Source organism: Lysinibacillus sp. NPDC093197, assembly GCF_044754025.1.
Taxonomy (GTDB): domain Bacteria; phylum Bacillota; class Bacilli; order Bacillales_A; family Planococcaceae; genus Lysinibacillus.
The window spans coordinates 513,077-528,313 of the sequence record NZ_JBIVOH010000001.1; the positions used below are offsets into that span (position 1 = coordinate 513,077).

At 32.0% G+C, this 15,237-nt stretch carries 11 protein-coding genes; 8 read left to right on the forward strand and 3 right to left on the reverse strand.

Annotation, left to right across the window (positions count from 1 at the left end; translation table 11 throughout):
- Positions 1 to 449: 449 nt before the first annotated feature.
- Positions 450 to 1,364 (reverse strand): class I SAM-dependent methyltransferase, encoded by a 915-nt coding sequence (locus ACIP9G_RS02665; RefSeq protein ID WP_401017182.1) that lies wholly within the window; start codon positions 1,362 to 1,364, stop codon positions 450 to 452.
- Positions 1,365 to 1,520: 156 nt separating this feature from the next.
- Positions 1,521 to 3,275, reverse strand: a complete 1,755-nt coding sequence (locus ACIP9G_RS02670) for a type IA DNA topoisomerase (protein WP_401017184.1) — start codon at positions 3,273 to 3,275, stop codon at positions 1,521 to 1,523.
- 196 nt (positions 3,276 to 3,471) lie between these two features.
- Here ACIP9G_RS02670 and ACIP9G_RS02675 point away from each other — a divergent pair, with 196 nt between their 5' ends.
- From ACIP9G_RS02675 to ACIP9G_RS02690, 4 genes are read left to right on the forward strand one after another with little or no spacing between them, the layout of a single operon-like run.
- Entirely contained in the window at positions 3,472 to 4,704 is a 1,233-nt protein-coding gene (locus tag ACIP9G_RS02675) for a site-specific integrase (protein WP_401017186.1), read from the forward strand.
- A complete protein-coding gene (locus ACIP9G_RS02680; RefSeq protein ID WP_401017188.1) occupies positions 4,697 to 7,282 on the forward strand; it encodes a hypothetical protein in 2,586 nt (861 codons plus the stop codon). The genes ACIP9G_RS02675 and ACIP9G_RS02680 overlap by 8 nt, the downstream gene beginning before the upstream one ends.
- Positions 7,283 to 7,300: 18 nt before the next feature.
- Positions 7,301 to 8,914: a site-specific integrase gene (locus ACIP9G_RS02685; RefSeq protein WP_401017189.1), complete on the forward strand. Its 1,614-nt coding sequence runs from the start codon at positions 7,301 to 7,303 to the stop codon at positions 8,912 to 8,914.
- A complete protein-coding gene (locus ACIP9G_RS02690; RefSeq protein WP_401017191.1) occupies positions 8,904 to 9,584 on the forward strand; it encodes a hypothetical protein in 681 nt (226 codons plus the stop codon). Before ACIP9G_RS02685 ends, ACIP9G_RS02690 begins: the two co-directional genes overlap by 11 nt.
- A 37-nt stretch (positions 9,585 to 9,621) precedes the next feature.
- On the opposite strand, the gene ACIP9G_RS02695 is transcribed toward ACIP9G_RS02690, so the two are convergent.
- On the reverse strand, positions 9,622 to 11,751 hold the full coding sequence (locus ACIP9G_RS02695) for a type IA DNA topoisomerase (protein ID WP_401017192.1): 2,130 nt from the start codon (positions 11,749 to 11,751) through the stop codon (positions 9,622 to 9,624).
- 1,024 nt (positions 11,752 to 12,775) lie between these two features.
- On the opposite strand from ACIP9G_RS02695, the gene ACIP9G_RS02700 reads away from it, so the two are divergent.
- From ACIP9G_RS02700 to ACIP9G_RS02715, 4 genes are all read left to right on the forward strand, one after another.
- Positions 12,776 to 13,024 (forward strand): hypothetical protein, encoded by a 249-nt coding sequence (locus ACIP9G_RS02700; RefSeq protein ID WP_401017194.1) that lies wholly within the window; start codon positions 12,776 to 12,778, stop codon positions 13,022 to 13,024.
- A gap of 224 nt (positions 13,025 to 13,248) precedes the next feature.
- Complete coding sequence (locus ACIP9G_RS02705; RefSeq protein WP_340824248.1) at positions 13,249 to 13,758, forward strand: DUF3231 family protein; 510 nt, start codon at positions 13,249 to 13,251, stop codon at positions 13,756 to 13,758.
- A 584-nt stretch (positions 13,759 to 14,342) separates the two neighbouring features.
- Entirely contained in the window at positions 14,343 to 14,486 is a 144-nt protein-coding gene (locus ACIP9G_RS02710; protein ID WP_401012140.1) for a YjcZ family sporulation protein, read from the forward strand.
- A gap of 251 nt (positions 14,487 to 14,737) precedes the next feature.
- Positions 14,738 to 15,199, forward strand: a complete 462-nt coding sequence (locus ACIP9G_RS02715; RefSeq protein ID WP_401017196.1) for a collagen-like protein — start codon at positions 14,738 to 14,740, stop codon at positions 15,197 to 15,199.
- The last annotated feature ends 38 nt before the right edge of the window (positions 15,200 to 15,237 follow it).

The following is a 15,237-nucleotide window of genomic DNA, read 5'->3' on the forward strand; positions in this document are numbered from 1 at the left end:
TTATACGGATTTCGAAGGAAATAGTTAAGGTTTTTATTAAATTTTTTCGTATATATTACATAATCATAAAAAATTTCGCTTGAACTAGCTTAATTCAGCTAGTTCATCTGGTAGCTCTAGCTCGTCTCCTTCTTCAAATATAATTCTATAGCTTGCTCCCTTTGCACAGCTAACTGTACTTGATTACTTCTTTACAATGGAGAGAATACTTATTCCCATTATGATATGCGGCAAAAATCATTATGTTTGTGTTATTTGATAAAGAATTGGGTGGTAAATTGCAAAATGCCACCCTACAAAGGATGGCATTTTCAATGGTTCGCTCTGACTTATACCCACTGTCTCAAAATGTAGCTTGCTTTTCTTCTATATAATGAAGGAAACGCTTTCTTTTGATAATCCTTCCCTAAAAATATACATAGGTAAGGATTTCAACGACTACATGGGAATTAGTTTTTTACTGCATGTATATAGTGAATCGTTTCAAACGCTTGTAAATGATCATCTCGATTAACAAAATACTGATTTTGAATTTCTTGAGTTGATAAGTGTTCATAAACTAACAATTGTTCTTTCGAAAGTAATATTTCTAAATCTACTATGGAAGTTGCGTATTTCATTTGTTCTCCAGATGCTTTAGCCATTTGTATCATGTTTTGTACACGATTGAAAATGCCAGCCTCTGTAAACAATCGCTCATCAGCAAAATCAAATATAATCGAACTACCTTTAGGCAAGTTTTTAAAAAACAAGCTTAACAATTGCTGGAACACATCTTTTGTTAAATAATACGTGACACCAAGCAAACTAAATACCGTTTTCTTCGATGAATCAAATCCTGCTGCAACTAACTCTTCTAATGAAAGCTCCTTCATGAAATCCATTGCTACAAAATTTAAATGTGGCGGAATTGTATGACCTGCTTGCTGTAAACGTTCTATTTTAAAACGTTGAGTAGATGGGTGATCCACTTCAAATATAGTAACGTTGGTCAATGAGTCGTGACGCCAAGCAAACGTATCTAAACCTGCACCTAAAATGACGTATTGCTCCGCACCAAGTTGGCATTCATGCAATACAACATTTTCTGCGTATGCGGCTCTCGCAAGTGGCGTTGGTGAGAGTTGAATTTGTGTAACCCACTTTAATATTGCGTCTTGTTGATTTTTTAGCTTTTCAGCCATATTTGAACTAAAATAAGCAATGCCATTAGCCATATTTGTTGATATTGCTTTAAATTCTTCTGGTAATAGGAAATCTTGCGCGATATAATCATTGAAAATAATTGGACGATCTTCTTTCACGTGATACGCTCGGCTAAATGCAGAAACAAGAGAAGTTAGACTTGATTCATTATTTTTCACAGTAAACACTCCAATAAAAAAAGATTCCCCTGGCCAGGAGAATCTCATTCTATCACTTTAAATTATAGATGTAAATTATAGCACAAAAAGATTTTTTTGTCAAATATCCAGTCCTATCATCTGCTCAAATTGATAATTTTGGCATCTAGATTGCCATTATTTATTTGTCTTAAATTCAAACTCAATTTTGCCTTCGACGAAACGAAGTGCGGCACTGAACTGTTTTCCACTTTTAGCTTTAAATCCTTTAATCTCTGTCGTTTGACCACTAGTACATAAATCTCTAATATTTTTCTCCGTAAGCTTTTTCCCTAATAATCTTTCTGGAAAAGTTTGTTTACAGCCACTTTTATACTCTGAGCAGCCATAAAATTTCTTACGTAAGCTGATTTTACCGACTTTGCATGTCGGACACGTTACGATATCTTTTGCAACAGGCTTTGTAAACTGCTCCGCTTCAATCGTTAACGTATTAATTTTATTTGGCACTTCACCGATTAGCTGCTGAATAAATTTGCCAATATTATCGATAAAATGTTTTGCTGATCCTTCTCCACGCCCTATTTTTTTTAAATAAATCTCCCATTTAGCTGTCATAGAAGGACTAGAAAGCAATGTTCCTTCAATCGCTCTGCACAGTAGTTTTCCTTTAGGTGTGATGCTTACAATATTTTTCCTTACTTCAATAAATCCATGCTTTTTAATCGTCTCAATAATGCCACTTCGAGTTGCCTCTGTTCCAATACCTTCAACAGAATTTAAAATTTCAATTTCTGTCTCATCTTCAACCGATTTACCACATGTTTTCATCATGGTGATTAACTGCCCTTCCGTATAGGGCTTTGGTGGAGTTGTCGTGCCTTCTATAATTTCGACCTTGCTTTGTACAATTTCGCCTTGTGTCACAACAGGTAATACCTCATCGCGATTTTGCGACTCCTTATCCGCAGTGAAAAGCGCTTTCCAGCCCCTCACAAGCTCTGTTTTCCCCACCGATTTAAATTCTAAATTTTTCACAGTTGTTAAAATTGTTTTTTCATCATATTCATAATCTTGATGAAACATTGCAAGTGTTGTATTTAATATTTCAAAATAAATATTTCTTTCATCTACAGCCATCGATTGCAACGCTTTTTCTGTTGGTACCTTTTTCGTTGGAATAATGGCATAGTGTTCACCTACATTTGAACTGTCAACATAACGTTTATTTTGGGCTCTTACAACAGGTGCGAATGACTGTTGAATGAGTTGTTGGTATTTTTGCAACGAATCTTTTAAATAATCGTATTCATTGTGCGTAATAAGTTGGGAATCTGTTCGAGGATAAGATACTAGCTTTTTCTCATACAATGACTGCGTAAGCTTCAACACATGTGCTGGACTATATTTCCAGCGTTTATTTGCTGTTGCTTGCAACGTTGATAACGCATGCAATTTTGGTGGCTGGATTCGCTTCGTCTTATTCGAGACATTTGCAATTTGACCACTATCAATTGGCTGAATACCGTGCTGCATCAACAATTGCTCTACTTCTTCTCTAACTTTTGATTTAATTTTCGCTTTGCCTTTATACATACCATTTTGGGCTTTAAATAGACCCTCAATTTCATAAAAGTTCTCAGGTTTAAAATTCTCAATTTCTTGTAATCTTTTATAAATCAAATAAACTGTAGGTGATTGTACACGCCCAATTGATATGCTACCTTTAAAGCCCTTCTTTTGAAGAAGTAGTGTATATAAACGACTACAGTTCATACCAACAAGCCAGTCACTAATTTGACGTGTTTTTGCTTCTTGATACATTAGCATATCCCGTTCGTTTGTTTGCATATTTTGGAAGCCTTTTCGAATCTCATCGACCTCTAAAGAGTTAATCCATAAACGTTTTACAGGCTTTTTTACTTTCGTCATTTTATAAATGGAATAAAAAATATTGGATCCTTCACGCTCCGCTTATCTCTATTTAAATGCACATAAATAAAATGTACATAATAATCATTTCTCCTTATTTTAACTAAAGTTTAAAACTTACATTAAGATTTGACACATATATCAGCTAATTATATCATTTACAAAAAAACAACATTTTCGAGGTGATATTAATCAAATGTCAGATAATGTAGTGGAATTAAAAATGAACAACTTTAAATTCATTAGTATTCCCATATGGATTAATTATATTTATCACAATGATGGGCGTATTGAAAAAAAACATTTCTCGTTAATTGCTATAAAGGACATTGATGCAGAAACACATATCATCCATCCAATTAGTCAGTTTATTTTAGATAATTGGAGACATAAACAATTTAATACTCAAAAGAAGCATTCTATGAACACAATCAAGTTTCTCAATTATTTAATTGAAAATAAAAGTAAACTAAAAATTAAAACATTAACCAATCTTACAATTAATGATGGAACGCAATATTTAAATAGCCTTTCTAATGCAGGTATCAGCAGAGAAACAATAATTGACATTGAAAGGACTTTGAATAAGTTTTTTATTTGGCTCTCAGAAAATAATTACAACACCAAAATAAATTCTTCAGATTTTAAATTAGTTCATTCTGAATTTGGAAGTTTTACTCAATCACCCTTTAAACCAATTTATCCAAATAGGACAATCAAGAAAATTGAACATAACTTACCAATAAGTTATATCCCATTATTATTGGAAGTAGCTATTAATGTTGCCCCAGCAATAGTTCTTGGTATCTATTTTCAAATCTTTGGAGGGTTAAGAATTTCCGAAGTTGTAAATTTAAAGAGAACTCAAGTTTCTCGTCAACTAAAGAAAGGCAATTTTCTCTTAAAACTTGAAAATCAAAATTTTCGAACAGATTTAAAAGAACACCCTTCAGTAAAAAAACCTAGACATCAACAAGTTTTTGATATCAATAATTGGGGGGGAATTTTATATAGAGACCATTCAAACTATTTCAAAGCAGGTAAAAATACGGAGGCATTATTTTTGAATAGAGATGGTAATGCTTTGTCTGAAAGAAGTTATAGACAGTATTTTAAGAAAGTAAAAAACACCTTTATAGCTCTATTAGAAAATCATGGGGATATTGAGCAACGACTATTAGCTAAAAATCTTAAATATTTGAAATGGTCGAGTCATATTGGACGAGGAACTTTTACAAATTTAATTGCGGAAGAAGCTGATAATCCCTATGAAATATCACATTTAAGAGGAGATTCAAATATAAACTCTTCACTAACATATATGGTATCAACTGAACGTATGCACAAAAAAATTGAAGAAAAATTCCAAAATATGCATAACGTTTATATACCAAAACTGATTAATGAAATGAGTGAAAAAAATGAATGATGATGATTTCAAAAAAAAATATTTACCTTTTAACGAAGCCTGTCAGTACATTAATTTGAATCAGATCACGATGAGCAGATTAATTAAACAAAACTATTTTAACGGAATATTAATTAAAAACGGCGTTAAATGGATTCCCCTGGCTGACCTTGACAGATATTTTGAAATTCAAAAAGATTATTTCACTTTAACTGATGCTGCTAAATTTTTAGGTTACTCGAATCAAGCTGGACTCAGGTATCTTATGAATCAAAATAAATTACCCATGCCTGAAAAATTTGGCAATGTCCTTAAATATAAAAAAGAAATCATCTACGATTTTATGAAAAAAATTGAAACTGAAAAATCAAACACTTGTAGTATTCCTGAAGCCATTAAACTATTACAGTTAAATTCTAGAGGTGCATTTGCAACAATTTTAGCTAATGGTGGCTTTCCAAATGCATACAAAGGTATTTTTAGTAATTGGCGTATTCCTTACGCCGATATAAATAATTATAAGGAATATTTAGAAAAGCCTAGTGAGACAAGCAAAAAAATATTAAATGAGAACGAGGCTATAATTTATCTTAACTTCTCTAACATAACAAATTTACTTACTTTAATTAAAGGTAATGTATTTTCTACTGCTTATAAAAAAGACTCATTGTGGCACATTACTAAAATTGAATTGGATAGCTATTTAGCTTCGATTCAGGAAACAAATTACTATTCATCTTTTGATACAAACATTGACTCACCTTTTAATACTTACACAATTGATCAACTTAAAACAAAAATTTGCATTGAATTTAATTTTAAAGAACTAGAATGCAAATTTTCACAGGATGATCATTCAGAAAATTCATTTTCACGTGATTTTGAGTTTTATCGAGTTATAGCTAATGTCTTAAAAAATTTAACCAATCCATATATTGCCGAAACTGTATTATGTTATTTACAGTTTTGTCGAATACAAATAAATAATTTGTCTGGAACATCTTTTTATAACATTCAAAGGGTTAAGGGTTTCATAGAATTGTTTAATAAATTAATTAAATTTATAGACATAGAAATTCATAATGTTGAAAGTTCAAAAATTAAGTTATTAGTTGGAAAAGATTCAGTATTAACTGTTCACCAAAGAAAAATTTTCTCTAAATTTCTTCGGTTTTATTTTGACACTAACAATATGATTCTACCTGAATCTATTAGTTTCTCTAGAAAGCCGCCTAATTCTGAAAAAGAAATTTATACTTCAAAAGAACTTGAAACTTTATATAATCATGCTTTAAATTACAAAATTCATATTCCTAAAGCCATTTTAAATAGATCCTACTCTAATATGTGGGTTTATGTACTCTTGTTACTTACAGACTTTATTAGAGGTCAAGATATTATATTAAATGTCCCTAATATTTCTTTTGATGAAACCGAAATAGACTCAATTTATTGGATTCAAGAAAATGAACTTGATCAAAAAACAATAACTAGTATAATTAATCAAATTTATTCTGCATTTAGAAATAAGCGTACTTGTAAAACTGATGAACTTTTAACTTTCGTAATTTCTCCTGACATTACTTATTCACTTTCTATTTCTTTAATCATTTCTGAATTTCATCGTAGAAATACAAATTCGTCAATTCAACTAGAAACTTTTATAGAAGGCAAATATAAACGTACAAGAACTGAAGGAAAACAGATGCATCAGCGTTTTTTTAAAGAGATGGATGGACATAAAAACTTTAAATTCCAATCCCAAAAGCTAAACAATAGTGTTTCCACATATTTATTTTATTCTATTGTTGAAAATGATGGTGTAGATAGCGACCTTGCACTTCACCTTACGCAAGCGGCTCGATCGCATAAGTCCCCCGATTCAACTAGTATATATATCCAATCAACCAATAAAGATGGTTCAATCAATAAGGTTGCATATAATTTGTTTAAGCGTGGACACTTTGGTTGGTTATATGATTATTTAATTCAATTTTATAATCAATTTGAAAGAAAAGCATTAAATATGGTTGAAAAAACTCAGCTCATTGAAAGTATTAGAAATGAATTTTCATTAATTCAAACTGAACAGCTAGCAGAATTCATTACAAACTCGGTTTCAAATTCTTTAAATGAAAATTTTGAGACAATCTATGATAGTTTAATAAAAAATATGCATCAAAAACGATCTTCGGTAGTTCAGATGATTTCTAAATATACTAAAGAAGAAATTTCAGCCATAATAAAAAAATTAGCAAGTTCAGAGCAACCATCTAAAGATTCTAATGCACAATGCTTAATTTATCCAAAATGTAAATATCCCAGTATGACTAGCTGCTACTCATGTGAATATATCATCCCTGGTAACTTATTTTTGATTCAATTAAATACAATAATAAGCGAGTTAATAATTGATATAGAAAAACTTGAAAATCCTATTTCTTTAATAAAATCTAGCAAATTTCTTTTAGATGCATTGTTCATGTGGAAAGAAGCTAGATTATATTTTGGAGATAGCTATGTAGATAGTTTCATTTCCTTAAAGCACACAAAAGATAGAATCGAACAGATATCTCATAAGATCTCTATTACTTTTTAATTTATATGGAGGTATTGTATGGACAATTATGTTTCAAATGGTGTTCCAGTACTTAGGAAAAATATTCAATATAAGCACTTTGACTTTGATAAATATAAAGAAATGTTTTTAGATTTAGTATATAGGGGCAAAATTATAGGAAATTTTGAAGACCCAACCTGGATGGTTCACGATAAAATAGCTGCCTATCCAATGAATTTCAACTTTGATATTGAAATCTATAGAGAATTAAACGACTCTTTAAAGGCTTATACAATTTTAAACGTAGAAAATCGTATTGCAACTTTTTCCATATACAATAATGTATTGAACTTAAAAAAATTAATTCTAAATACCTCAGGTCTTACCGATAATTATAAATTAGATTTATTTTTAGAAGAATTAAATATTAAATACAGTAATGAAGCGTATAGATACGCTAGTAGTTTAAAAAAATTTTTAAATTTTTACCCATTAAATAATCACCAAGAAATATTGAAATTACTCAAAAAATATAGTAAAAAGAAAAATTCTCAAAGAGCGCTCCCAAACTTCGATGACGTTTTAATTTTTGATCAAATTGTAAATGATTATTTTCAAAATAACCCCACTGAAGATACTTTGAAATATTTACCTATAATGGTTTGGTGGACAATAACTAATATCATACCCTTAAGACCCAGCGAATTTTTAATGCTTAAAAAAAACTGTTTAATTATTGAAGAAGACAACTACAATAATTCAAAAAAGATAATTATACCTCGTGTAAAGCAAAGAACAAATGAGATCGAATATGACACTATTGAAATTGATGATAGTGCTTATTCATTTTTAAAAAATATTATCGCTTTAGTAGATAATATAGATTCTGAATCTGAAGATTTATTCTCCATAAAAATTATTCATAAGTTCCAAAAAGCTACATTTTCCAAAAAAAACAAACGCATCAATCTTAGAGATTTTGGTACTTTAAAAGAATATTTTTATTCCGAAATAGTTGAAGAAAGATATGGATATTATAATCTTGATATTATTAAAACAGGAGATACAAGGCATTTCGCGATTATTAATATGGCTTTGCAAGGATTTAATATGCTTTCTATTGCTCGAATGGCTGGACACTCTGAAATTAGAACTCAAGGTAGTTATTACTCTCATGCAGAACATTTTGCGCAGTCTTATGTATATAAATTAGCTCAATTAAAATTTGAAAAAAATATCAATTTAAATATGAAACACGGTATTACAGGTTGGAAACGTTATATATACCAAAAAGGAAAAATATTAAATGAAGCTCAATTCAATGATGAAATTGTCGGAAAAGTTGATTACGGATTATGTACTGAAAATAAATCTGTATTTCCAAAAACGTGTGAAGATGCTTGTAAATACTGCAGCAAGTTTGTTTTTTCACCTTCGATAAATGAACAGAATGAAGCTCTTTTATGGCTTACTGACACTTCTAAAGAATTAGAAAAAAAAATACGTGAAGCAATAGAATTAATGAGAGATTTATCATTTACAATTGCTTCACAATTTAAAAGTGCTAACTATGATTTACTTAAAACTACTTCTAGAAAAATTGAATTATATATGAATCAAAAAGCCAATATTGAAGCATTGTTAATGGAGGCAAGAAAGCATGAGCATTAATAATAATCGTGGACGGAAAAGTCAATATACTGATGAAGAATTAAAATTAATTGCATTAGACGTGAAGTTCAAAAATAATCAAGTTAAGTTAACACCCTCCCTACTTGAAAGAGAAACTTCAATTGGTAGGAATACTTGGAGCAGACGTATTCCGGAATACATCGCTGAGCTGAATCGTCCTCTATTAAAAAGCAGATCATTAAATGTTGATGAGGATATTGCCTTACCAAACATTGATATTGTCTATGAAAAATTCAAACAAAAACCAGAACAATTAAAAATGGAATTAATTTCATTTGAGCAAATACTATATGACACTTATTCTGAATTACTCGATTTAAAGAAAAAGGAATCAAAATTCAATAATTTGCTTACAAAATATGAGAAGCTTGAACTTGAATTAAAAAAACAATCAAATAGAGCTGCTCATTTCGAGCAGCTCTATAACGAATTAGTAGTTTCAAGCTCATTTATTCACCTTGTAGAAAATCCAAAATCTAAGGTGTATAAATTCAGTAAAAAACATTTGGATATTAACTCTGATTTAGAGAGTAATTTAAGTTTAGAAAACTTAACCTCGTTCTTTCCTGATACTAATAAGACTTTAAACACCGATGAAACAAAGAAAAAAGAAAATTTCAAAAAACTACAAGATGAATTCAATTTATAAGTTTTTTTGCGGAATAGATCATAGATCTCTTCCGCTTTTACTTTTGATTAAACTCAAATTCAATTTTTCCTTCTACCAAACGGAGTGACGCATTAAATTGTTTACCATTCTTTGATTTAAACCCTTTAATTACAGTTGTTTTACCAACCCTACATAAATCATTAATGTTCTTTTCTGTTAGTTTTTTTCCTAATAGTCTTTCTGGGAACGTTTGCTTACAACCATTTTTATAATTCGAACAACCGTAAAAGCTATTATGCAAACCTATTTTTCCTATTTTACATGTCGGACACGTCACAATATCTTTCACAGCAGCTGGTTTAAACTGCTCAGCTTCTATTGTGAGTGACTCTAACTGTTTAGGGACCTCTGCTATTAATTGATTAACAAACTTGCCTATGCTTTCAATAAAATGTTTTGCGGAGCCTTCCCCACGACCAATTTTATTTAAGTAAATTTCCCATTTTGCAGTCATAGATGGACTTGAAAGTAATGTCCCTTCAATAGCCCTACATAAAAGCTCCCCTTTCGGCATAACGCTCACTATGTTTTTTCGTACTTCAATAAATCCATGCTTTTTAATCGTCTCTATTATGCCACTTCGAGTTGCTTCTGTACCAATACCTTCAATCGATTTCAGCACCTCGATTTCTTCTTCATCTTCAACTGATTTACCACATGTTTTCATCATCGTAATGAGTTGCCCTTCTGTATATGGCTTAGGAGCTGATGTCGTGCCTTCTAGAATAGAAACCTTACTTTGTACCATCTCATCTTGGAATACTACAGGTAACGACTCCACATGCTCCTGTAACTCTTTTTCACTCGAAAACAATTCTTTCCAACCTTTTACAAGTTCTGTTTTCCCTACCGTTTTAAATTCTAAATTTTTGACATCCGTTATAATCGTTTTTTCATCGTATTCATAATCTTGGTGAAACATTGCGAGTGTCGTATTGACTATTTCGAAATAAATATTGCGTTCATCAGCATTCATTGATTGTAAGGCTTTTTCTGTCGGCACTTTTTTCGTTGGAATAATAGCATAGTGCTCCCCAACGTTGGTACTGTCAACGTATCGTTTGTTATTCCCTCGATTTATCGTATTAAATGACTTTCCCACGAGCTGCTGATATTTTGCCAAGGATTCATTTAAATAGGTAAACTCATTATGTGTAATGAGCTGTGAATCGGTACGTGGGTAAGAAACGAGCTTTTTCTCATAAAGTGACTGCGTAAGTTTCAACACATGCGACGGACTGTATTTCCAACGTTTATTGGCGGCTGCTTGTAATGTTGATAACGCATGTAGTTTGGGTGGTGCAATACGCTTCGTTTTGTTCGTTACACTCGTAATTAGACCTGTATCCATCGGTTCAACCCCATGTTGTTGCAAAAAGTGCACAGCCTCTGCACGCTCTTTTGTCTTTAACTTTGCCTTCCCTTTATATACACCATTTTGTGCTTTAAAAACCCCTTCAATTTCATAAAAATTTTCAGGCTTGAATTGTTCGATTTCCTGTTGTCTTTTATAAATTAAATATACAGTTGGCGATTGCACGCGTCCGATGGAGATACTACCTTTAAATCCTTTTTTTTGTAAAAGTAGCGTATATAGGCGACTACAGTTCATACCTACTAACCAATCGCTAATTTGACGTGTTTTTGCTTCTTGGTACATGAGCAAATCACGATCATTACTTTGCATATTATTAAAGCCTTTTCGAATTTCCTCAACCTCTAGTGAATTGATCCATAATCGTTTAACAGGCTTATTTACTTTTGTCATTTTAAAAAGTGAGTAGAAGATATTTGAACCTTCACGTTCACTATCACAGCAGTTATAAATCATTGTTACTTGCGGATCACTAAAGATTTTTTTTACTGCATTAAATTGTGAATACATTTTAGAGACAACTTTATCTTCAAATTTTTGTGGAATAATAGGTAATGATCCAAGCGACCATTTCTCCCAGGCCTTTTGATATTCTTTTGGTTCCTTTAACTCAACAAGATGACCAACTGCCCAGGTAATTACTGCACCTTCAGGAAAAGTGGAACAAGGTTCTAATTCAATAAATATTTTCTCTTTTTTTTTAATTTTAAATGCATCTGCATAAGCTCTTGCTTGAGATGGTTTCTCTGCCAAAATTGCGATTTTTCCCATTAATCATCACATCTTCTTTAAAATATTTTAGTAGCTTTTTATAAAAAACATAAAACTCAACTAATCAAATTAGTTGAGTTTATTGTGAAATACCTTACTACTATTTTACTTTAAACAATTTAAAATATCACTTACTAAAATCTTTGTACCAGAAGCACCCTTCAAATATTTTAAATCTTCAGGTAGAGAGCTAATCGATTTCGTCTAGCTAGAGGAACTGAAGCAAAACCAGTTGCACCAGTAATCGGTAACTCTAAATCACCATTATATTGAATTGGTTTGGGTTTGGTCTCTAACTTTCTTGCATTTTATTTATTTCCTCATCTGAAGTTGTTATATTTTCATCTTTTTCTTCATTTTCTGTAGGCTTATTCCTACATCCGGCAGTAATTTTGTTTATTCTTCATATTTCTCCTCCGTTACTCTATATATTAATTCGGCATCCTATAAATAATCACCTTTTTAACTGACTTTTACTACCAGTTGGAGTATAACCTTCCTAAAGAGTCGTTTTGTAACATATTTTAAAAAATTGTTACTAAATAATATGTTCCTTTAATGAAAAGAGCACGTTCCTTATTCCAGGAAAGCGCCCGATTGTTGAAGATCGTTATTGAACCAAAGCACCCGTTAGTTTAAGTGTGCTTCTTCACAAATTCTTGGATATTCGTAATTAAAAATGGATTACACCTTATTTATTATTTTCCTCAAATTGTTCAGTAACACACTAAACGCAAGCATAAGCTTAGCGTTATTTTTATTTTATTAACAATATCATTAACATTCGTCAGTATTGACCTCACTTCAATTGATATATAATTAACTGCGGGGAAATAAACTTTAAAGATCTAACGCTGGCGGATCGCCGTGTGCGATGAAAGTCGCCTGCACGGTGAAGGCTCGTTATAAAGCCGAGATAGATATAGAGAAGGTATAAGACGAGAATAGCGCAAAAGCACCTATAGTAGATGTTATCCATGTAGATCAAAATATTTTTATATTTGCTATTGGTGAACAACCTTATTTGAATGGTACTGCAATTAGAGACGTTACCACTATATCTCTTCAAATAACACCATATCCATCCTCTATGAATACTTTATATTACGATTTAGTTAAATATGAACTAAAAGTTTACTTGAGCAGTGCAACTCCAGGGCAAACATTCACCTTAAAAGATACTATTACTGACCAAGCAGGAAATAAGATTATTCCTACAACTGCAATATTTAAGGAAGTAACTAGTGGTGTTTGGGAATGGGTAAAGCAATAAGCTAATCCTTATTGAATAATTCCTTGAATTTTGACCTCGCCATCTTGGTGGGGTTTCTTTTTGCTCAATCCCCCACATCCCTACTGAACATTTTCTTTCGAGTTTTTTTGTTACCCATTTTCCTCAAATTGTTCAGTATACTTTTTTTATATGAATTATTTTTAAATTTCCATCCATACTATCCTTGTTTAAAAAATGGCGAAAACCAGAAAAGGAAGTGTAGTATGGGAATACTTAGCGGAAATCCAAAAGATGAACCATTGCATTACGGTGAAGTATTTAGTGTTTGGACAGGTTTAATGACAGACTACGGAATGATTGCTGGCTATCAAACGTTCTATAATCATGCAGGTGACGAAGATCTAAAAAAAATTATTGAAGATATAATCGAACTTTGTAGGGACGAAGTAAAACAATTAGAAAAAATACTAAAAACTAATGGTATTGGTTTACCTCCTGCTCCACCTGAAAGACCTGTAGCAAGAATGGAGGATATCCCTCCAGGAGCAAAATTTAGCGATCCAGAAATTAGTGCTGCACTGTCAGTAGACCTAGCTGCTGGATTAGTTGCATGCAGTCAGGCAATGGGTACTTCCACTCGTGAAGATATCGCATTAATGTATGGTCAATTCCATGCAGCAAAAGCTCTAATCGGTGCCAAACTACTTCGTCTTAATAAAACTAAAGGTTGGTTAGTTCCACCACCATTACATGTAGATTATCCAGAAAAATAATATTTATTTACCTGACAAACCGTCTCCCCAGTATCAAACTGGGGTTTTATTTTGTCGTACTCAAACAAACCTCCATAGCCTCCCTCTTTTTTAAACAATAACCTACCGCCTAAACTATTCACTTTTTAATACATAAAATAAAGTGTCCTGTAATTTACTTGAGAGATATATCACTCTAACTAATCCTTTAGAAATTGGCACTTCCCGTTGATCGCTTCCTTAATTGAAGTGATCCTTTTTTAATGCTAATGTATAAATTCAACACAACTTGAAAAATAGATCTGTTACTATCACACACTTTACTTGGGCTATAACGACCTCGCTTTTTATATCTTTTTTTATATCTTTTTTAAAGGCTATGAACTATACAAACATAGCTATCAAAACATATTAATAGTAAGGTAAAGCTATTTAGCCTTACACCTCCGAAACTTTTTACTAAGGGTCACTCCTATCCCAGGTGGCCCTTCTTTATTTTAAAATCTCACAAAAATATATTTTTTAATGCCTATAGCTGAATGGTTTAACACCCCACGCTTTCTCTACAGCTAACATATTATAGATTGTAGAAAGGAGATGGTTTTATGGGGTACTATGGTGGAAATGTTGGTGGCATTGAAAACGGCGGCTATTCTGGCGGCGGTTATGGTAATGGTTCTCAATTTGCCTTAATCGTTGTTCTATTTATTCTTCTAATTATTGTCGGCGCTACTTTCTTGAAATACTAGATATTAATTTTCCAATCTAAGGATTGCCTCCCAATCCGGTGACCCTTTTATAGTTTCTTTACTCAAAATGTGCAATAAATTAATTTTTATAAATTAAATACAGCAGAGTCGATTGCCCTTAACTCCATTTTTCACACGAATAGAATACTTCAAATGGAGGTGGAAATATGGATAATTGTAGTAACTGTAATAAACATTCCTGTTTATGTGGACGACTAACAAGACCTTTTACTGCTGTGGAGCTCTGTGGAATGACTGGTATTACTCCAGTAACACCACCTTCACCCTGTAGCGGTTTATGTGAATATGGATATATTTACAATCTAAGTGCAGAAGTTGTAGCTATAGAGGCTGATATTCTTTTCGATTCAACAGGCTTAGTTACACCTGGAATTACGCATGTACCTGGAACCTCTCAAATTTTTGTTACCACACCAGGTGTCTACGAAGTTACTTTCATCGTATCAGGTGTGGAACCTAACCAATTCACACTGTTTTTAAATGGTGCACCTGTTACCCAAGCAGTCTATGGTTCAGGAGCAGGCACTCAACAAAACACTGGTCAGGCATTAGTTTCAATATCATCCGGAGGGATTCTTACACTTAGAAATCATTCGTCAGCCGCAGCAGTTACCCTACAAACTTTGGCTGGAGGCACACAAATAAACGTAAATGCTTCTATTATCCTTAAATTGTTAAGTCCAATTGTTTAAAGATAAAATACTTAGTAAAAATAGTCAGGAGTAAGTTT